We start from the raw sequence: 22285 nt of genomic DNA, 5'->3' as shown, positions 1-22285 counted from the left end.
CTCTATCTTACATTTTGTCAGCATTAAAAGCCAATATTCTCCCTCTAATATCCCCCTTAAACAAGAAAATGCAAGTCGCAGCCACGTCAAGCGTCCGACCTGTCTGCAACCTACATTTATTATATATTATATAGAGGCTACGTTACGCCTCCTTTTATTTATCAGTTTCCTTGTTGGGGAGATGGAACTCGTACGACTTGTCGAACACCTGTCTTACCTTATTAATCTCAAGGAAGGTAGTTCCGCCAGAGTTGCCGAGTCCGAAGCGACCGCTCAGATAGGCAATCTTGTCGTCAAGAGTGATATATCCCTTCTGTCTCAGCATGCGGAGAGCAGCCGTGAACATATAATTTGGCGATATTTTGTCCTTCTGGTGGATGGCGATGACACCGAAGCTCAGGTTCAGCCAACGCTGCGTCTTCTCATTATAGCAGATTGCAAGAATCGGGTTCGGTCCACGGAAGGCAGCAAGATGACGTACCGTCTCGCCCGTCAAACTGTCGGTGATGATACCGGCAACACCGAGCTTGCGTGTAGCGTCGATGGCAGCGTGAGCCAAGAACTCCCTTTGCGAGCAGTTCTCGTTCATCGGCACCTCGTACTCTCCCATAGCGTTGCGGTCCTTCTCAGCCTGTTCAGCAATGGCAGCCATAGTCTTCACAGCCTCAAGCGGATACTTTCCGCTTGCCGTCTCGCCCGAGAGCATAAGAGCGTCCGTGTATGAATAGATGGCGTTCGCGATGTCAGTAACCTCGGCACGTGTAGGTCTCGGATTCTTTATCATCGTGTGGAGCATCTGAGTGGCTACGATGACAGGCTTCTTCTTCATCACACACTTTCTGATAATCTGACGCTGTATGCCGGGAATTCTTTCGATTGGCACCTCAATGCCGAGGTCGCCACGCGCAATCATCACGCCGTAAGAAGCATCAATGATTTCGTCGATGTTGTCCACACCCTCCTGATTCTCTATCTTTGATATAATCTTGATGTCGCTGTTATGTTCGTCCAGAATCTTCTGAATGGCAAGGACATCGTCTGCAGATCGCACAAAAGAGTGAGCAATAAAGTCGATATCTTCCTCTATTGCCAACAGAATGTTCTGATAGTCCTTCTCGGTCAAAGCAGGCAAAGCGATGTGTTCTCCCGGAACGTTCACACTTTTGTGTGCTCCAAGCACGCCGTCGTTCTGCACCTGAGCCACAATGGTCGGACCTTCTATGTCCATGACCTTCATGTCCAGCTCGCCGTCGTCGAAGAGAATGTCGTCACCTACCTTCACGTCCTTTGCTATGTCAGGATAGCTAAGGTTCACGATGTCATGACTGGAGTCCATGTCCGGGCGTCCGAAAATCTTCACCACGTCTCCGGTCTTATACTCTATAGGCTGATCCACACCCGTCGTGCGGACCTCTGGACCTTTCGTGTCTATCATCAATGCGATGTGCGGCGACACCGTTCTCACATTTTTTATTATAGTACGTATCCCGTCCGGAGTGGCATGGGCAGTATTCATGCGGACCACATTCATTCCAGCGAAAAACAACTGGCGAATGAAGTCGACGTCACACCTGCGGTCACTGATTGAAGCAACAATCTTTGTCTGTTTCATCTTACATTATCTTTATATGTGTTTTCTACTACAAAATTACGCATATTTATTGATATACACAACAGTAGCCCACCATTTTCGTACATCACTTTCTCCCTACCATAGGTCAGCCACACGGTCATGTGGGACGAATTCCAGTTCGGTGGGTATTTTCACCCACTTCCTGTCCACAACAATCTTCAGTCGGCTGCCTTCTGTTTGTTTCAGAGTGTACGTACCCGCCTTGGCATTATAGGTAAGAACAGCGGTCAGATCTTCCGAACCATAGTCGTTCACGATGTCCAGCTTCACGCTGTTCTTGCCCGAATGTTTAAAGGAGGTTATAAGCCACTTGCGGGAGTCACGCACAGCACCGAAATATCCCGGCACCACACCGAAGACGTCCTGTCCAGGCACACTCACTCCTTCACCGTCCAGACACAAGTCCAGATAGACCTGATATTCCTCGTTATATACATACGTATTAAACGCTGATTCGGCCTTGTCTGACTGCGCCATGATTCCTAAAGCCATGACAGCAAACACCAGCAATAACAATAATCTTTTCATAAATATACGTGATTTAAATCAATATTTTTCCAAACTGCGCAATTATTATATATAAATGCGTTTTTGCTTTATTTCTCTGCAAATGTAACAATTTACATCAAGAATAGTTAGAAAAAAACAAAAAAGGTATTGAAATAATTTGTCTTTCTCATTTAAAATACTATATTTGCAGTGAATATTTAACTTTTTTATGAAAAAAGAGAGATTATTTCCAGACTACATTTTTGAATCAAGTTGGGAAGTATGCAATAAAGTAGGCGGCATCTACGCCGTTTTGTCGACAAGAGCCAAGACTCTTAAGGAGAAACTTGGTGACCGTCTTATCTTCATTGGTCCTGACTGTTGGGGTGAAAAAACATGTCCTTACTTCGAGGAGGACAAGTCTTTGTTTTCGGAATGGCAAGTACAAGCTGCAAAAGAAGGCATTAACGTCAAGACAGGACGCTGGGCCATACCAGGCAGTCCCGTCGCAATATTGGTGGACTTCAATGCCTTTTATCCGCAAAAAGACACCATATACACTCAGCTTTGGAACAAGTTCCATGTGGACAGCCTTCACGCCTATGGCGATTACGACGAGGCTTCCATGTTCGCTTATGCCGCCGCACGTGTCGTTGAGAGTTTCTACAACAACGTCATAGCCAAGCAGAAGCCGGCTGCCAAGGTCGTATACCACGGCAACGAATGGATGACCGGACTGGGTGTGCTCTACATACACGACCGCCTGCCGCAGGTGGCAACCATCTTCACCACTCACGCAACAAGCATCGGTCGTAGCATCGCCGGCAACAACAAGCCGCTCTACGACTATCTCGAGGCATACAACGGTGACCAGATGGCTGACGAGCTCAACATGCAGAGCAAGCAGTCCATCGAGAAGCAGACAGCCGCTTACGTCGACTGTTTCACCACCGTTAGCGACATCACAGCCCGCGAGTGTGCCGAACTGTTGGACAAGCCTGTTGACGTGGTGCTTCCCAATGGCTTCGAGGACGACTTTGTGCCGCAGGGCAAGGAGTTCGACCGTAAGCGCACGGCAGCACGCCGTCGTCTGCTCGACATAACACGCGCCCTTACCGGCGACACCGTATCTGACGACGCTGTGATTATCTCCACAAGCGGACGCTATGAGTGGCGCAACAAGGGCATCGATGTCTTCATCGAGGCTGTCAACCGTCTCCGCCTCTCTGCAGACCAGCTCAATAAGGAAGTGGTGGCATTCATCGAAGTGCCGGCATGGGTGAACTGCCCGCGCGAAGACCTTGCAGAGCGACTCACAAAGATGGCAGAAGGCGAGACCTTCGACACTCCGCTCGACACTCCCGTCATCACACATTGGCTCAACGAGCAGCAGAACGACCGTGCCCTTGGCATGATGAACTGGCTCGGTATGCACAACGCTAAGGGAGAGAAGGTGAAGCTCATATTCATTCCTTGCTATCTTACCGGCGATGACGGCATCGTAAACCTTTCATACTTCGATGTCATCCTCGGCAACGATCTTTGTGTCTATCCATCATATTACGAGCCGTGGGGTTACACACCGCTTGAGGCAGTAGCCTTCAAGGTGCCGTGCATCACCACCGACCTTGCAGGATTCGGACTCTGGGCGCACAACGAGGCAGGCGGACACATCACTCTCGACAAGGGTGTGGAGGTCATCCATCGTACCGACTACAACTACAACGAGGTGGCTGACGACATCCGCGATACTGTCATCAAGTACGCCAATGCCACAAAGCAGAAGCAGGGCAGAATACGCAACAACGCCCGCGCTCTCTCACAGAAGGCATTGTGGAGCCAGTTTATCGAGTACTATTACGAGGCTTACGACTTCGCCCTTAACAAGGCAGAGCAGAGAGCCGCAAAGACAAAGTAAAAAAGAAACAAAAGTTAAATTAAAACCATATCACAAATTTTATGAAAATCAAAGCAGACTATGCTAACGCTCCTCAGTGGAAGGAGGTTACAATCAAGTCAACACTTCCCGAAGAGCTGAAGTGTCTTGACGAGCTCGCACACAACATGTGGTGGGCATGGAACTACGAGGCACGTGAGTTGTGGAAGAGCCTTGACAAGGATCTCTACGAAGAGGTTGGTCACAACCCCGTAATGCTTCTCGACCGTCTCAGCTATGAGCGCAAAGAGGCCATCGTTAAGGACAAGACCATCATGGAGCGCGTCAAGTCAGTATACAAGCTGTTCCGCGACTATATGGACGTTGAGCCGGACGCAACTCGTCCCTCTGTTGCCTACTTCTGCATGGAGTATGGTATCAACCAGGTGGTTAAGATCTATTCTGGCGGTCTCGGTATGCTCGCCGGTGACTACATGAAGGAGGCTTCTGACTCTAACGTCAACATGTGTGGCGTTGGCTTCCTCTATCGTTACGGCTATTTCAAGCAGACTCTCTCTATGGACGGTCAGCAGATTGCTCAGTACGACGCACAGAACTTCAGCTCTCTGCCCGTTGAGCGCGTGCTCGACGAGAACGGCCAGCCGCTCGTAGTTGACATTCCTTACATGAACTATCAGGTTCACGCTTATGTATGGGTGATGAACGTCGGCCGCATCAAGCTCTACCTCCTCGATACTGACAACGAGATGAACTCAGAGTTCGACAAGCCTATCACACACGCCCTCTACGGTGGCGACAACGAGAACCGTCTCAAGCAGGAGATTCTTCTCGGTATCGGTGGTATGCTCACTCTCAAGAAGCTCGGCATCAAGAAGGACGTTTATCATTGCAACGAGGGCCACGCAGCTCTCTGCAACCTCCAGCGTCTCATCGACTACATCAAGGAGGGTCTGTCATTCAACGAGGCTCTCGAGCTCGTTCGTGCTTCTTCACTCTATACCGTACACACTCCCGTACCCGCAGGTCACGACTACTTCGACGAGTCGCTCTTCGGCAAGTACATGGGTGGCTATCCCAACATGCTCGGCATCACATGGGACGAGTTCATCGGTATGGGTCGCACCAACCCTGACGACCACTCAGAGCGTTTCTGTATGTCTACATTCGCTTGCAACACCTGCCAGGAGGTTAACGGCGTAAGTAAGCTCCACGGTTGGGTAAGCCAGCGCATGTTCGCCCCCATCTGGAAGGGCTACTATCCTGAGGAGAGCCACGTAGGTTATGTTACCAACGGTGTTCACTTCCCCACATGGACAGCAACAGAATGGCGCAAGCTCTACGCTAAGTACTTCGACAAGAACTACATCTACGACCAGAGCAACGAGAGCCTCTGGCACAACATCTATAATGTACCCGACGCTGAGATCTGGGAGACACGTATGGCTCTCAAGAAGAAGCTCGTCGACTACATCCGCGAGAAGTTCGCTGCCACATGGCTCAAGAACCAGGGTGATCCTTCACGTGTGGTTACTCTCCTCGAGAGCATCACACCTAACGCCCTCTACATCGGCTTCTGCCGTCGCTTCGCTACATACAAGCGTGCTCACCTCCTCTTCACCGACCTGGAGCGTCTCTCTAAGATCGTGAACAACCCGGAGCGTCCGGTTAAGTTCATCTTCTCTGGTAAGGCTCACCCGGCTGACGGTGCAGGTCAGGGTCTCATCAAGCGCATCTTCGAGATCAGCCAGCGTCCTGAGTTCCTCGGCAAGATCATCTTCCTCGAGGACTACGACATGCAGCTCGCACGCCGCCTCGTTTCTGGTGTAGACATCTGGATGAACACTCCGACTCGTCCTCTCGAGGCTTCTGGTACATCAGGCGAGAAGGCTGAGATGAACGGTGTTGTCAATCTCTCCGTACTTGACGGATGGTGGGTTGAGGGCTACCGCGAGGGTGCCGGCTGGGCTCTCAAGCAGGAGCGCACATACCAGAACCAGGGCTATCAGGATCAGCTCGACGCAGCTACCATCTACTCGCTCCTCGAGAACGAGATTCTGCCGCTCTACTACAACCGCAACGCTCAGGGCTTCAGCGAGGGCTGGATCAAGACCATCAAGAACTCTATCGCCACTATCGCTCCTCATTACACAATGAAGCGTCAGCTCGACGATTACTATGACAAGTTCTACATCAAGGAAGCTGCCAACTTCAAGAAGCTCTCTGCTAACAACAACAAGCTCGCTAAGGAGCTGGCTGCTTGGAAGGAGACTGTCGCTCAGCGTTGGGACTCTATCCGCGTGGTAAGCAAGGACGACTCAGTTCTCTATGGTGCAGAGACCGGCAAGAAGTACACACTCCGCTACGTCATCGACGAGCAGGGTCTGAACGATGCAGTAGGTTTGGAGCTTATTTCTATCAAGACTGACAAGAACGGCGAGGAGCACATCTTCTCTAAGCGTGAGTTCACTATGGTTGGTCGCGAGGGCAACAACTACACATTCGAGGCTACATTCGAGCCTAACGTTGCCGGCGCATTCAAGAGCTGCGTACGTATGTATCCGAAGAACGAGAACCTCGTTTACCGCGAGGACTTCTGCTACGTTAAGTGGCTCGACTAATGTCTGACGTTCCTAACATAACATATAAATAGAAAGAAAATCCTAAAGACTCATGCTGTCGGCATGGGGCTTTGGGATTTTTTTGTTTAAACCATAACCTTAAAAAAGAAAAGCAATATGAAGTTTATCGGAATCATTCCCGCCAGATATGCGTCATCACGCTTCCCGGGAAAACCTCTTGCCGTACTTGGCGGCAAGTACGTCATACAGCGTGTGTATGAGACGGTCAGCAGCGTGCTCGACGAGGCTTACGTTGCCACTGACGACCAGCGCATCTTCGATGCTGTAATAGCTTTCGGCGGAAAAGCCGTTATGACAAGAACAGACCATAAGAGTGGTACGGACCGCATAGAGGAAGCAGCAGAGAAACTTGCGACGGATGCCGACGTAATCGTAAACATACAGGGTGACGAGCCTTTCATCCAACCGTCGCAGATTGAGACCATCTGCCATTGCTTCGACGATGCCTCCACACAGATAGCCACCATCGGCAAGCCTTTCGACACAATTGAGGCTGCGGAGAACCCCAACTCACCGAAGATAGTGCTCGACAACAACGGCTACGCCATGTATTTCTCGCGCTCTGTCATCCCCTTCGTAAGAGGCGTCGAAAAGGAAGAGTGGCTGCAGCACTATCCCTTCCTAAAGCATCTCGGCATCTATGCCTATCGCCGCGAAGTGCTTAAGGAGATAACCCTCCTACCCCAGTCGTCGCTCGAGAAAGCCGAAAACTTAGAGCAGCTCCGCTGGTTGCAGAACGGCTACAGAATAAAGGTTGGATACACCGACGTCGAGACTGTCGGAATTGACACTCCCGAAGACCTGCAAAGAGCCGAAGAATATCTGAAAGAGAATTAGGAGTTTTGAATTTTGAGTTTTGAATTGTGCGCTACGCGCATTAGGAATTATCCATTTTTGAATTAAATTCCTAACTGAATAATTCAAAATCGCCGTAGGCGACAATTCAAAACTCAAAATTCAAAATTCAAAACTCTCATCTCTCCGGTTCTGCTGCCATTGCGCTCTCCTCTTCCGGCATTTTATAGCGTTTGACGACGCTATGGTCTTCCAAGTAAATGCGGTTAAGGGTGAAAGCCAAGGCTTCCAGGGTCTTTTCTCTTACAGAAGGTTTCAGCTGGCATTCCCAAACCGTTATGCAATGCCAACCCATTTCTGCAAGCTTGCGCTGTTCCTCCAAGTCACGGTTACGATTGCGCTCTATCTTTGCTTTCCAGAAATCCACATTTGTCTTTGGAAGCACATAATACTTACAGCCTTCATGCCCATGCCAGAAACAACCGTTGACAAAGACTACCGAGCGATACTTGCGCAGCACAATATCGGGATGACCAGGAAGACGAGGATGGTTAAGCCGATAGCGAAAGCCCCGGCTGAAAAGATACTTTCTCACCATTATTTCAGGCTTCGTACCCTTCCCTCGTATTGACGCCATACAACGATGACGTTGTTCCTTAGTCAGTTTGTCCATATCTGGTTCATAACAGATTTATTTTTGAGGTAACCTCTCCCATTTTGGCTTTCAATTCTTATCATCGTCAAACGGTAAAGAAGAATTGAATTTATCAAAATCAGTCATGCAATACGGCATCACCTCCAGCTTCAAGAATAATGTCTATACGCTTTGCCCAATCTTCCATTGTCATTGGTATGTGGCGATTTGCCATACGTTCTGCCAAATCAAGCACAGAGTTGACAAGTTTTCCCATATCTTCAAGTTCCACTTGCTTTAGATAGTTCTTGGCGACACTCACATCTGGCTTGACAATCTTTCCATCAGGCGCATTCTCCCAAGTGGTCAGTCCCATATGCTCTTTCTCTGCATTGGCTCTTTCAACAATAAGTTCTGCCGCAGTATGCCCATGCACAGCATAATGCATCTTATTTTGAACTTTCTTATAGAACAGACGTGTGGTAGGCGCATCCTTATTGTAGTCAACAGCTGTAGCATATATATCCGTGAGCTTTTGGTAAAATCTTCGTTCACTCAACCTAATCTCACGTATTTCCGCCAACAAATGCTCAAAATAGTCCTCACCAATGAACGAGCCATTCTCCATGCGTTTTTTATCTATGATATAGCCCCGAAGAGAGAACTGTCTGATGACATAGGTACACCACTGGCGGAATTGAGTGGCACGTATAGAGTTGACACGATAGCCAACAGAAATGATTGCGTCAAGGTTGTAGAACTTTGTCATGTAGTTCTTACCATCTGCGGCAGTTGCCGAGTATTTCTCGGTAACTGAATCTTCCGCAAGTTCTCCGCTCTTGAATATGTTTTTCAGATGCAATCCAATATTGTCTGTCGAGCAGTCAAATAGCCCAGCCATCGCCTTTTGGGTAGCCCACACCGTTTCATCTTTATATAGCACATGAATGCCTTGCTCCTTACCTTCTGCCACGAAAGTCAGGAACTCCGCCGTACTGTTTCGTATTTCAAATTTCTTTGCCATAATTTATCATTTCGGATTGTCGTCCTTGCTGTTACTTACAGATGCTGCCTTATTGTCAATATTCTGAATATTCTTCCTCATATTGCTAAAAAAATAAACTTTACCTTTCCAAAGATACGAAGAATGTTTGAAATTAAACTGCATACATGCTGGAATTATGGCAAAGGGAATAAGATTTAACGTTAAGTTGGGTACTTAACGAAGTATTGTATATAATCTTTGTTATTGGTATGATTTATATAAGCACGAACTTCACTGTATGCGTTCAGATTTTAATATGAACGCATTTAATGAAGCAACTTTGTTTGGTGGCGATAGCATTATGATTACTGACGATAGAAAATACAAAATAAAAGATTTTGCTATTAAACCCCAATCGGTCATCAGAAAAAGCTTATTGTAGTTTTCTAAAGACCGATTGGGATAAATGTGCACCTTCGGGAGAATTTGTTCATACTTACATCATTTTAAGCATCCCTATCACTTCTTCATCCGCCGGCAACCACTTCACCATGCCGAACTCTTCCTTTGTAAGCCATCGTGCCGCCTCATGTTCCAACAGCGTAAGGCTTCCGTCCACCACTCGGCAAAGATAGCAATGCATAGTAAGATGAAACTTCGGGTAATCATACTCTACGGTCGTGAGAAACTCGCCAACCGAAATGTCTGTCGCCAATTCTTCACGAATCTCCCTACGAAGCGCCTCTTCTTGACTCTCTTCCGCTTCCATCTTACCGCCAGGGAACTCCCACCAGTCTTTCCACTCGCCATAACCTCTCTGAGTGGCAAAAAACTTGCAGCCATCGCATATGACAGCAGCAACAACTTCAATACGCTTTCTTATTTCCATTTTCTTACACTGCATTTAAGAAACGTGGCAGAATGGGCTGATGCATCTGCCAGTTGATTTTCATAGGTTTGTCACCCTTTGAACTAATATAGTCTACCAAGCCGAAACAAATGAATGGGCAAGTATTGCCGAAACCATCCTTTTTATTTTCTCGGACAAAGAGCAGGAATTTCTTGCCATTCTCCTTTTGTCTGACAAATCGCTTGCCCTTACCCGTATGCGAGTCTGTATTCTGCGACTCCCAATGAAACTCGTATTCACTTACAACATAATCATTATACATCGTCTCAGCAGAGAAATCCTTGTCTGATTTATTCAGCGTCACAAAAAAGAGTTCGGTATTTAGTTCTTCTATATTGAACACACCAGCAACCGATCCCTGCATTTTCTTTTCAGCTGTCTGCCTACCAAAGATTGCAAAAACCTCTTCACGCGTATAACATCCATATTGCTCCAGAGCAACGGGCATACCCTCACCTACAGAATAAGTCTTTTTGTCAAGATTAGAAAGAATATATTCTGCCAACTCAAGTATTTCAGACACAAAAACAGGATAATGCTCCAAACTCTTTAATGCTTCTTCAATGCTACTCACGCCTATCTTGCTAATCTTATCTCCGAAAAGACTGTAATAGAGCATCACAGCATATGTCTCTTCCTGTTTGCCGCAATATCTGATATTGCCTTTTGCCTTCATCACCTTACATATAAAGTTAAGATATGATAAGCTGTTTACATGCACCAAGTTGCCTATTCCTTTGGTAAAACGCTTGGTGTTTTCGTCCTCTGCATACATACACAGTCCAGCCTCTTTCTTAAAGCTTGACCAGCAATTAGCGCCTTTATATATAAGACGTATATCCTGTCCGTTGTTCGCTATAAACTCGCTGAGCGTGGGCGTATACGTGTATGAGCGGAGTTCCTTGACGAGGCGCGACTTGTTGTAAATGGCAGACTTGATATTCTGCAACACATACTCCTGCGCCTTTTCTTCCATGTGTATAGTGCAACCATGCGGTAGAAGAGTGAATCCGTTCTTCACCTGCTCCACCACACTCTTGTCTGTTCTGGTCAGAAGACTTCTAAATCGGCTGGCGAAATCGTATTTCTGGTTTAGTTGGGCAACGAAATCAAAAACCGTCAACTGTTGCTTACCTGGATAAAGACGAAGACCACGACCAAGTTGCTGCAGGAATATGGTCAACGATTCCGTAGGACGCAAAAAGATAACTGTGTCTACTGCAGGAATGTCCACTCCCTCATTGAAGATATCCACAACAAAAAGATAATTGATTTCGCCCTTTGCCAACTGCCTGTTCAAAGTCAGGCGTTCCTCATCATTATCGGACGTCAGATATGCAGCCTTAAATCCTGCCTTGCAAAACTGCTCCGCCATATATTGCGCATGCTTCTTTGTGGCACAGAATCCTAAAGCCCTACACTTATGTTCGTCAGGCAGGTAATATTGCAAACGATTGATTATAAGCCCTACACGTTCAATATTACAGAGCTTTTCCGTTAATCTGGTGGCAACATAGCGGTCGCCTTGCATGAGTTCTTCGTCAGTAAGGTCAGTATCGTCGCTAATGCAAAGATACTGGAACGGCGTAAGCAAGCCTTCGTCAAGAGCTTTGGGCAGACGTATTTCTGCACTAATCTGATTATCAAAGTCAGGAAGCAGGCTAACACCGTCCATGCGCTCTGGTGTGGCTGTAAGACCGACGAGCAGTTTCGGAGCAAACTTATTAAGAACCTTTCGGTAACTGTCTGCCACAAGATGATGAGCCTCATCTATTACTATATAGTCGTAATAGTTGTCTGGCAAATTGCTGAAAATACTTTCAAACTTCGAATTGAAGGTCTGAACAGAAATAAACAGATGGTCGATTCCGTTCACCGGACAAGAATCACCCACCCATACATCTCCGAAGTTGGCATCCTGTAGCACGCTGCGATATGTACGGCGCGACTGCTTCAGAATCTCTTGTCTATGTGCCACGAACAACAGGCGATGCTTGCCATGCGTATGCTCCGTGAATACCTTATAGTCGAATGCCGAAATAACAGTCTTACCCGTACCAGTGGCAGCCACGATAAGATTGCGATTAATACCACCTTCACGTATCACAGACAACTTATCGAGGATTTGCTTCTGATGCGGCAATATTGTGTATTTGCTAAGCACGTCCGCAGCAATCTTCGGCTTTCTTATCTTTTCCAGTTCTTTATAGAGTTTGTCAACGCCTCCTATTCTGAAATCCTCAAAGTTGTGACTGTTCCAGTAAATATTGAACGTGGCAAGCGCCGCATCGATTATATGCGGATTCTCCACGTTTGTCACACGTATGTTCCATTCCAGTCCATCCGTCTGTGCCGACTTAGAGAGATTGCTCGAACCGATATAAGCAGTGCTGAAACCAGAGTTTCGTTCAAAGATATACGACTTGGCATGCAGACGTTCTATTTCCGTATTATACGAAATACGGATTTCAGTATTAGGAAGACTCGCCAGGCGTTCCACTGCCTTAGCGTCCGTCACACCGCAATAAGTAGTGGTGATAATGCGTAACTTATGCTGAGGATTGCTGCAGAATCGCTTCAGATGATCATATATCAGGTTGACACCAGAAAGTTTAAGGAAAGACACAATCATGCAGATGCTGTCAGCACTCTCAATGTCGCGCTCTATCTCACTACTTAACGACACGCGGCTTTGTCCTCCCGTGAACAAATTGCTCGTACGAAAGCCTGTCAACGGGCGCACTAAAGTACGGTTTGTAGCCTTTAGCCTTACCTCTTCCTGTTTGGACAACACAGCAGAAAGCATCTGCTTTTCATCCGCCAACTTCTCCTTATTGTCCTCTCCAAGAAAGTCAATCAATCTATTGACGAAAGAGGCACGTTCCTCTGCCGTAAGATTCTCGTCCGACAGACGGTTGCGAATTATGCGGTTAAGATGTTCTGCCATCATGTTAGGCGACTCTGCGCCATCTATATCTTCCTTCTTACACACCAATCCCTCCCCAGACGCTTCAAGCATGTCCTGCTTAAGCCCGTCCGTTATCAGATTCTCGTATGTTCCTTCTGTTAGTTTCATCGCTATACAAATCTCGTCAGCAAGTATTCATTATTATTCTATCTTCTTTGGCAATTTACTTGAAGTCTTTTCTATTTTCTTCTCGTTGCTTGCCACTCTGCGTTCCACTTTCTTTACTTTATGACCCTAACCGCTTGCTTATATTGTTGTACATATTTTTCCATATTAAAAAGGCTATTTGTTCCCTTGTTCCTCACTAAACGCCTTAATCTCGTCAGCAAGTACTTTCTGTAATTTCTCTTTCGGCACTATCAGCTGATAATCCGCCACTCCGATAGGCTTGCCCATATCTTCAAGCGCAAGTTCCACCTCTACACGGTCTTTTTCAGCACAGAGAATGATGCCGATGGAACGATTCTCGTCCGCACCACGCTCAAGGCGGTCGAGCAGAGAAAGATAATAATTCATCTTTCCTGCATACTCAGGTTTGAAAGCACCTATCTTTAGGTCAACGGCAACAAGACAACGCAGCCCACGATGGAAAAACAGCATATCCACCTTACTTTCCTTGCCGTTATATTCCAACACATGCTGGTTGCCTATGAACGTGAAACCATTGCCGAGTTCCATAAGGAAACGGGTGATGGCTTTTACAAGGCGGTCTTCAAGTTCAAGCTCCAAGATAGGACTGGTCACTCCCAAGAAACCAAGATTATAGCTGCTGCTGAACACTTCGTTGGCATACTGTGCTTGTTCGGCAGGAAGAGTGCGGTCGAAATTGTTGTCTACTCTTGTCAATGCCTGTGTCTCATACATATTGAGTTTGATGGCATTGAGCAACAAGTCGCGATTCCAACCTTTTTCCACCGTCTTTGTGGCATAATAGAGAGTTGCATCATCATCTAATCCTTTGCTCAAAAGCAATAGATTGTGCGACCATGGCAAAAGTGCTACGGAGCGTAGCAGTTTCTCACCATGTTCAGCATAACGCTCATAGAATTTCTTCATATTCCAAAGTTGGCGTGGTGAAACACCCATTTTAGGGTATCGTTCTTTTAGGTCTGCCGACAATCTTTTAACAACGCTGTCACCATACCCACTTTCAATTTTGCGTTCATGAAGCATTTGACCAATTTCCCAATATGCGGTAGAGACGTAGCCATTGACATGTCGGGCTATTTCTGTCCGCGCGTGCTCAATTACTGCGACAGCGTGTCGCAGTATCTCGGCATAATCGCTGCTCTCTATTGAGCGTTTGTTGTCTTTATTGTCTGTTGTCATTTTATCAGTCTATGTTATCTTCTCTGAGATGGTCAATTTGAATGCAAAGATAATTATAATACATCACAATTACGCATAAACGCAGTGAGATTTACGTTTGTTTTGCAACTTGACAAAGACAATATTTGCATTTCTAATGCTCAATACTATGAGCTGAGCGCACAACAAAATCTTTGGTGCGAAATTCTTGAGTTTTGAGCGTGCAGCGATAATGCGTTGATGTGTAGATGGTTATACGGTTGTGGAAAGAAATGTGCAATGAATAGCGGAGCCAAACAAGCATCATTGGTTGCAATAGCGCCACTTTTACACTCCAATAGTGCCACTTTTATCATGCAATAGCGCCACTTTTATCATGCAATAGCGCCACTTTTACACTCTAATAGTGGCACTATTGTACTGTAAAAGTGGCGCTATCGTTAGGCGCAGGTGCTGTTTTCACGGCTGAACAGCGTAAAAACAGCAAACCGGAACTCTAGAATCGATTTTTATTTTGTAACAGCTTTTTACCGTTTAGACGATATTTGCATGGTGGAATACAGGAAGACATGGTTCTTTAGACAGGAAGACATGAAGACATGTTTTTCTATCTCTTGTTCTCTACCTATAATATTCTCCTTCATATCTATCTCATATTAGTGGAACCTGTCGCAAAGTTATAAAAAATCCGAGATTACGACAACTTTCAAGCAAGAAACCTGTCGTAATCTCGCTTTTTTATTGAGATTACGACAGGTTTGGTTTCGTAAAACCGTACCAAATGTTCTGGTAATACAACGAGCAGAATACAAATTACCCAAATATCGGTATTGCATAAAAAGAGAAACGGTGATAACTTTGTCGATTGAAAAACAACGGGTTATAATGTTCAACAAACAAGTTGTCACGGAATGAGAAAAGCAATAGCATTAATACTATTATTGATAATATCGGCAGTAGCAACAGCCAACACATCGTCAACAGCAATAGCCATTGACGGACGTTTCAAGGTATCGGGACGTGTGATTGACGAAAGCACCTTACAGCCATTGCCGTATGCCATTGTCAAGGTATCAAATCTTGACTTATGGGCTACCACCGATGTCAACGGCACATTCGTCATTGAGAACATTCCCCAAGGACCGACCTCCATTGAGGTAAGGACTTTGGGATACGTAACCCGAACCGTGCAATTCAACATCAATCGCAACACAGACCTCAAGAACATACGCCTTAAGGAGGAGAACCTAAGCATTCCGGGCGTGGAGGTCACGGCACGCAAGAAATCGACAATCGGCACCACGACTTACTCTATTGACCGTAACACGCTCGACCACTCGCAAGCCCTATCGCTCAACGACATCATGGCCTTGCTGCCCGGCGGACAGACCGTCAACTCCACTCTGACGGACGACTCGCGCATGGCGCTGCGCTCCGCTTCTGGCGAGAGAGGCAACGCCGCATTCGGAACAGCCATCGAGGTAGACGGAATGCGTCTGAACAACAATGCCAGCATGAGCGAGACGCAATCAGCATCCACACGCAACATCTCGACATCCAACATCGAAAGCATTGAGGTGATAGCCGGAATACCGGGCGTGGAGTATGGCGACATAAGCAACGGCGTGGTGAAGGTGAACACCCGTCGCGGACATACACCATGGATAATGGAGGCGTCGATGAATCCGTACACACGTCAGGTGGCGCTTAGCAAGGGTATGGCATTGGCGCATAATGCCGGTACGCTCAACTTCTCGTTGGAACACGCACGCTCATTCACCGACATAGCATCGCCTCACACAGCGTATAGCCGAAACATCATGTCGGCTACCTACAATAAGGTATTCCGCTTGAAAGGTTCAAGCCTCAATCTGACAACCAGTCTGACCGGCAACATCGGAGGATATAATTCGGAAGCCGACCCGGACGCTTTTCGCGATACCTATCAGCGCCAACGCGACAATCAGCTACGTGCCAACCTGCAGATTGACTGGCTCTGCAACAGCAAGCGCTCCGGAGTGTTCAACGTAGCTTTGCAGGCTGCCTTCTCCACAGCCGACCGACGCTCGGAAAGCTATACCAACACGTCGTCTTCGTCCACTCAAGCCTATCTGCACACCATGACCAACGGCTATGCCATAGCCAAAGACTACGCTGACGGCATGGGCGCTGGTGACATCATACTGGGCCCGACGGGCTACTGGTATGTGCGGTCATTCAACGACCAGAAGCCTGTGACCATGCAGCTTAAACTAAAGGGCGAATGGACACGACGCATTCTCGGAGCCGTGAACAAGCTGACTGTCGGTACCGAACTAAACTCCACACGCAACAACGGTCAGGGCACATACTATGACGACATGCGTCTGGCTCCCACATGGCGACCATACGACTACAGTCTCTTGCCAACGATGCACAGTCTGGCGATGTACATAGAGGAACGCCTTACGATAGGCAGACTGATGCTCGTAGGCGGACTGCGTGACGACATCACTATGATCAGCGGTTCTGACTACGGCACAGCAGCAAGCCTCTCGCCACGACTAAACGCACGCTATAATATAATAAAAGGTAAGAACGCGTCGCTCACGCTGCATGCCGGCTATGGAAAAAGCGTTAAGCTGCCATCGTTTCAGGTGCTCTATCCTGCCGACACATACACAGACCGCCTCGTATTCACGCCTGGATCAACTGCCGACGGCAAGGCTTACTATGCCTACTACACCGACGTGAAACGCGCCTTATATAACAGAAATCTGAAATGGCAGCATGCCAATCAGGTGGAAGCAGGACTGGACGCAACCGTCGGCAAGGCGCGACTGAGCGTTTCGGCATTCTGGAGCCGTACGTACAATCCGTATCAGACTCTGAACGTATACACACCCTTTGCCTACAACCAGACGTCGCAGTCGGCTCTTGAGGGATGCGGAATTGCCGCCGCCGACCGTATATACGACGTAAACCCGAATACGGGCGTGGTAAGCGTGACATCTGCCACTGACGGACATACGGTGACGCTGCCCTACTCCACCCGCCGCACTTACACCGCCAACAGACAGTATGTGAACGGTTCGCCCGTTACGCGCTACGGACTGGAATGGGTGGCAGAGATGCCCATCATCAGCAACCGTCACACCTTAGGTTTGTCGCTGCGCATAGACGGCAAGTATTATCACTATCGCGGCATCGACAATACGCTCATTGCGGGCAGTCCCAATGGCATTGGCGACCAAGCCGAAAGCTCCGACGTACAACCGCTCATAGGCTATTACGTAGGCAGCAACGTCACATCAGCCTCAACGGCAAGCACGCCTACGGTGAGCAACGGCATGCTGGACAAGGGATGCAGCCTCAACACAACTCTGACGGCACGTATACCACGACTGCGACTCATCATGACCATGCGTCTGGAGGCGACATTGCTAAACTACCGACGCAATCTCTCGGACAACCGCACAACCATAGCGCTCAACGAGGCTGGCGACGTGACTGGAACAAAATATACGGGACAGACCGACCATTATGTAGCTGTATACCCTGAATACTACTCTACATGGGACAATCCATCGGAACGCATTCCCTTCGCAGAGGCTCTTCTGGCTGCCAAGGACAACAATCCTACACTATATCGCCAACTGAGCAATCTGATAGTAAGAAGCAACACTGCATATTACTTCAATCCGCAGGATGTGTCGGCATATTGCTCAGCCAACTTCTCCGTAACGAAGGAGATAGGCAAATGGGTGAGCCTGTCGTTCTACGCCAACAACTTCTTCAACAACTTGGCGTCCGTTCGCAATGCACAAACCGGGCTGAAGACATCACTGTTTGACAGCGGATACGTCCCGAAGTTCTATTATGGAGCATCTGTCAGAGTGAAGTTGTAAGACTGTAGACGAGTAGACAACATACGAGTAAAGACAAGGAAATATGAACAATATAATGAAACACTATTTTGCCCTGCTGCTTACTGTACTGACCATATTGGCATCGTGCAGCTACGACGAGCATATAGACACTTACAACATCGAGGTGAGGCTGAGCGAAAGCGTAGCTGATGTTTCGGTAAAGATGACCAACAACATCGGCAGCACATTCGAAGCTTCCACAGACGGCGACGGTATTGCCCGCTTCACTCTGCCCGCTGGCATATACAGCGTCAGCGCATCGAAGGTGAGCGACGACGAATACTTCCGTCATGTATGCAACGGAGCTTTGTCCGACGTGGCTATAGGCAGCAACAGCACTACAGTAATGATGCCAGTCAGCGTCACTACTATGCAGACAGCCAACCCTATACTTATAAAGGAGCTGTATAATGGAGGTTGTCAGAAAGACGACGGGTCTGGCAAATTCGCCATAGACAAGTGCATCATCATCTACAACAACTCATCTGAGACGGTGGCGCTCGACAACGTAGGTTTCGGCATCGTCGAGCCATACAATGCCGAAGCCAACACCCACTCCTTCCTCAACGGAGGCAAGCTGGACTATGCCGACGCCGACTGGATTCCGGCGCTCAACGGCATCTGGTATTTCCAACCGGGCTGCACGATAGCTCCTTACTCAGAACTCGTGGTGAACGTGCATGGAGCCATTGACAATACGCAGACCTACAGCAACTCTGTCAACTATGCCAACGCAGCCTACTACTGCATGTACGACGTGGAGGCAACAAGCAGCGACGGAGGCAAGTATAACAACACCATGTATTATCCTTCTCCTGCCGACGTTATCTCCACAAGCCACTATCTGAAGGCTGTGAAATACGGTAAGGGCAATGCATGGGCGATGAGCCAGACTTCGCCAGCCGTGATAATGTTTCGTACCGAGGGTGTGACACCTAAGGAATTCGGCGAGAACAATGCCAATATGATATACCCAACGGGCAAAGAGGGCAACATAGTGTATGCCTGTCTGAAGATGCCGCGTAGCTGGGTGATTGACGCAGTAGAGGTGTATAACGCCACAGCTCTTGCCAACTGCAAGAAGCGCCTAACATCCGATCTGGACAATGGCTATGCCACTCTTACCGGAGGCTACGGGCATGCCTTGATAAGAAAGGTGGAGAAGACCGTGGACGGGAATGCCGTATATCAGGACACTAACAATTCAACGAATGACTTCTATGAAGCTGAAAATTGTTCTCTTCGCTAATCTGCTGTGTCTGCCGGCAATGGCACAACGCGACTTCCGGCTGACCGAGCAGCGTAACGTATGGCTGACATCAGACAACGCCGCAGCTCTCACATCCTTCGACGACAGCACCATAGCTCACGCCACGCTCTCTTATCGTCACGACGAAGGCAAGCTGCACACCATGTCAGAAGGAAAGCGTCAAGACGCTTATGATGCCGACGTGCAGTCATACTGCAGACTCTCGGCTGACATTGTGGCTTACGGCAGAGCTACGTACAGCCGACACAACATCTCACATGCAGCCGGCAGCATGCTTATGCCTACAATGAATCTGAAGCCGTTTGACCTCGTTGAGACGAACGACGACAATGCCGGCAACAAGAGCATGGAGACATTCTGCATAAACGGAGCCATCGGCTGGAGAGTATGGCGACGGCTGGCTGTAGGCGCACGCCTCAACTATACAGCCGGCACATACGCCAAGCAGCGCGACCTTCGTCACAGCAATACGCTGACGGATATGGACGTAAGGACGGATGCCTTCCTTGCGTTGCCTCACAACAGTGGCATTGGTGTAGGATTGGTCTATAACCGTCGCATAGAGGCTATGCAGTTTAAGACCTACGGCACTACGGACCAGATCTACTACACACTCATCGACTATGCCAACCGTCACGGCGAACGCGAGACTTTCGGCACAGAAGGATTCACGGACAGCAAAAACCGTCTGCCTCTGTTGTCAGAACACATAGGCGTGACGGCTCAAGCCAAGTATGACCGCCTGTTCGCAGACATCACGTACAGCCACCGCACCGGCTACTACGGACGTAAGTCGCAATACAGCGCTTCGCATGAGCAGCACCACGGCGACGGCCTCGCAATGCATCTGCGCTACGACATGACACAAAACGTGGAGCGTCTCGTATGGATGGACCTGCGCCTGACCACCGAAAGCCTCACATCCGAACGCGAGAACTACAGGCAGACAACAGCCACAAACGGCACGGCTGCCACATACTACGAATACTTCGAACCTACCAAGATGGCAGACAAGGTGCAGACTTACGGCATGGCTACTGTGAACGCCTACTGGAAGCCGTCGGGACAAATATTCTTATGGCACATCATGGGAGGCACCCACTACTGGACACGCCGACAGACCGCCTACGTCTATCCTGACACATACACCACATCGCGCCACATCATCGCTCCGTTTGTAAGCGCCCGACGCAGTCTGCTCACACGAGGAGGCAAGCTATGGTCAGCAGAAGCAGGAGTGATAACCACAATGGGCAGCTTCAGCCAAGTGGCAGCACATGCAGCCGTCAAATACGAAATGCCAGTCAAAGGCACATCCTTACGTCCTGCCATATCGCTGAGATATGACTTCCGCCAAGCCACCGATGACGACATGAAAGGAATGGTACGCAACACGCTGACCGTAACCGCGGCAGCAACATTTTAGGAAACAACTTAAAAAAAATCAGAATATGAAGAAAATCTTTACATTTATCTTCGCTTGCACAGCAGCGATGACAGCAATGGCTCAGAGCGACGGCTCAACAGTATCATGGGGTCTTAACGGCACCGGCACGGAGGCAGACCCTTACATCATCAGCACAGCAGCCGACTTCGCTGCAATGGCAAACAACTGCAACGCAGACCACAAGGGAACCGGCGAGTACTTTAAGATGACTAACGACATCGACTTCGGCGGCTCGGAAGCGAGCCCGACGCAACTGCCTGCCATCGGCAAGGACGGCAACGCCCAGATCACTAAGATAGCCTATGGCTTTGACGGAACGTTTGACGGCGACGGACACACCATCAGTGGCATTTATCACACCGAGAACGGCAATAATGCCGAAGGTAAGTATAACGCCCTGTTCGGATGCATCGACAAGAACGGCGTGGTGAAGAACATCGTCTTCAGCGAGAACAACCACATCACAAGCTACAACTACGTCGGCTCCATCGCTTCGCTAAATATGGGCACCATAGAGAACTGCTCCAACTATGCAGACATCACAGCCACAAACTTCGCTGCCGGCGGTATCTGCGGATTCATGGTCAACGGCAACGGAACCGTGAAAGACTGCCATAACTACGGCAACGTGACGGCTATGACTTACGCTTCTGGCATCTGCGGCGGATCGCAGTCGGGCAAAAGCATCACTACGTACAGCTATCTTATAGAGGGCTGCACCAACAGCGGCAATCTTTCAACCAGCAACGGCCTTGGTTCGGCAGGCATTGCCGGCTCTTACTCTGGCGCCATACGAAACTGCACCAACAGCGGCAACGTGGACGACACTCATGGAACAGCCAAGAGCAAGCAGTACTCAGCCGGCATCGTAAGCTGCGCCAGCAACGCTGTGGACATTGAGGGTTGCACAAACAGCGGTTCGATTAACGGCGTGAAGAACGTGGGCGGCATCGTCGGCAACGTGATGAAGGGCGACGAGGCAGCAACGGCTATCAGCAACTGCGTCAATAACGGAGCAGTAAGCGGACAGGACCTTTACGTGGCTGGCATCGTAGGCAATTCGGCACGTGCCGAAGGACTGGTATCGGTAGTGAAGTGCACTAACAATGGCGAGGTAACATCTACTGGCACCTCTGAGTTTATCGGCAATCTGCGCGGCAACACCACCATTGCTCTTGGCGATGGCAACGTGATAGGAGCCGGACTCAAGGTTCTGCCTCTCGACCCGACTGACCCGACTGGCATCAGCGACGTGAATGTCAACAAGACCGCCAACGGTGTATTCCTGAGAAACGGCAAGATCGTAATTGTCAAGAACAACAAGGAATATACAGTCGGAGGCGTTCAGATGGTTAAGAAATAAAAAAACAGACACCCGACTATAAAAACAACTTAAATACTG

13 protein-coding genes and 1 pseudogene are annotated in these 22285 nt (G+C 48.5%); 7 read left to right on the top strand and 7 right to left on the bottom strand.

Translation table 11 applies throughout. The features are described from left to right. Window positions 1-154 precede the first annotated feature (154 nt). Window positions 155-1612 carry a pyruvate kinase gene (gene pyk, locus CHL74_RS02395; RefSeq protein WP_094879523.1) on the bottom strand — a complete coding sequence of 486 codons (1458 nt, stop codon included), beginning with the start codon at window positions 1610-1612 and terminating at the stop codon, window positions 155-157. A gap of 96 nt (window positions 1613-1708) precedes the next feature. Next, on the bottom strand, window positions 1709-2161 hold the full coding sequence (locus tag CHL74_RS02390) for a hypothetical protein (RefSeq protein ID WP_094879522.1): 453 nt from the start codon (window positions 2159-2161) through the stop codon (window positions 1709-1711). A 190-nt stretch (window positions 2162-2351) separates the two neighbouring features. Between CHL74_RS02390 and CHL74_RS02385 the strand changes: the two genes are divergently transcribed. The 3 genes from CHL74_RS02385 (at window position 2352) to kdsB (ending at window position 7495) form a co-directional block, all read left to right on the top strand. After that, on the top strand, window positions 2352-4040 hold the full coding sequence (locus CHL74_RS02385) for a glycogen/starch synthase (protein WP_094879521.1): 1689 nt from the start codon (window positions 2352-2354) through the stop codon (window positions 4038-4040). A 41-nt stretch (window positions 4041-4081) separates the two neighbouring features. Next, on the top strand, window positions 4082-6637 hold the full coding sequence (gene glgP, locus CHL74_RS02380) for an alpha-glucan family phosphorylase (RefSeq protein ID WP_094879520.1): 2556 nt from the start codon (window positions 4082-4084) through the stop codon (window positions 6635-6637). Between the two features lie 117 nt (window positions 6638-6754). Then, window positions 6755-7495 carry a 3-deoxy-manno-octulosonate cytidylyltransferase gene (kdsB, locus tag CHL74_RS02375; protein WP_094879519.1) on the top strand — a complete coding sequence of 247 codons (741 nt, stop codon included), beginning with the start codon at window positions 6755-6757 and terminating at the stop codon, window positions 7493-7495. A gap of 136 nt (window positions 7496-7631) precedes the next feature. On the opposite strand, the gene CHL74_RS02370 is transcribed toward kdsB, so the two are convergent. From CHL74_RS02370 to CHL74_RS02350, 5 genes and pseudogenes are all read right to left on the bottom strand, one after another. Then, the gene (locus CHL74_RS02370) at window positions 7632-8126 is read right to left on the bottom strand and encodes a very short patch repair endonuclease (protein WP_094879518.1); all 495 of its coding nucleotides are present in this window, start codon (window positions 8124-8126) and stop codon (window positions 7632-7634) included. A gap of 103 nt (window positions 8127-8229) precedes the next feature. Next, window positions 8230-9111: pseudogene (gene rhuM, locus CHL74_RS02365) on the bottom strand (RhuM family protein); the annotation flags it as partial. Window positions 9112-9568: 457 nt separating this feature from the next. Next, on the bottom strand, window positions 9569-9961 hold the full coding sequence (locus CHL74_RS02360) for a (deoxy)nucleoside triphosphate pyrophosphohydrolase (protein ID WP_094879581.1): 393 nt from the start codon (window positions 9959-9961) through the stop codon (window positions 9569-9571). A 4-nt stretch (window positions 9962-9965) separates the two neighbouring features. Further along, window positions 9966-13058: a DUF3427 domain-containing protein gene (locus tag CHL74_RS02355; protein ID WP_094879517.1), complete on the bottom strand. Its 3093-nt coding sequence runs from the start codon at window positions 13056-13058 to the stop codon at window positions 9966-9968. Window positions 13059-13232: 174 nt separating this feature from the next. After that, a complete protein-coding gene (locus CHL74_RS02350; protein WP_094879516.1) occupies window positions 13233-14279 on the bottom strand; it encodes a PDDEXK nuclease domain-containing protein in 1047 nt (348 codons plus the stop codon). Between the two features lie 890 nt (window positions 14280-15169). Between CHL74_RS02350 and CHL74_RS02345 the strand changes: the two genes are divergently transcribed. Genes CHL74_RS02345 through CHL74_RS02330 form a run of 4 tightly spaced genes read left to right on the top strand, consistent with a single transcriptional unit; the run spans window position 15170 to window position 22246 of the window. Further along, window positions 15170-18145, top strand: coding sequence for a TonB-dependent receptor (locus CHL74_RS02345; RefSeq protein ID WP_094879515.1), 2976 nt, complete (start codon window positions 15170-15172; stop codon window positions 18143-18145). A gap of 55 nt (window positions 18146-18200) precedes the next feature. Next, entirely contained in the window at window positions 18201-19415 is a 1215-nt protein-coding gene (locus CHL74_RS02340) for a DUF4876 domain-containing protein (RefSeq protein WP_176452149.1), read from the top strand. Then, complete coding sequence (locus tag CHL74_RS02335; protein WP_094879513.1) at window positions 19387-20862, top strand: DUF6850 family outer membrane beta-barrel protein; 1476 nt, start codon at window positions 19387-19389, stop codon at window positions 20860-20862. Before CHL74_RS02340 ends, CHL74_RS02335 begins: the two co-directional genes overlap by 29 nt. Before the next feature lie 25 nt (window positions 20863-20887). Continuing rightward, window positions 20888-22246, top strand: a complete 1359-nt coding sequence (locus tag CHL74_RS02330) for a hypothetical protein (protein WP_094879512.1) — start codon at window positions 20888-20890, stop codon at window positions 22244-22246. The last annotated feature ends 39 nt before the right edge of the window (window positions 22247-22285 follow it).

Source organism: Prevotella sp. 885 (assembly GCF_002265625.1).
GTDB lineage: Bacteria > Bacteroidota > Bacteroidia > Bacteroidales > Bacteroidaceae > Prevotella.
Note: the sequence above shows the minus strand (reverse complement) of the source record. Positions and strands in the feature narration are given on the sequence as shown.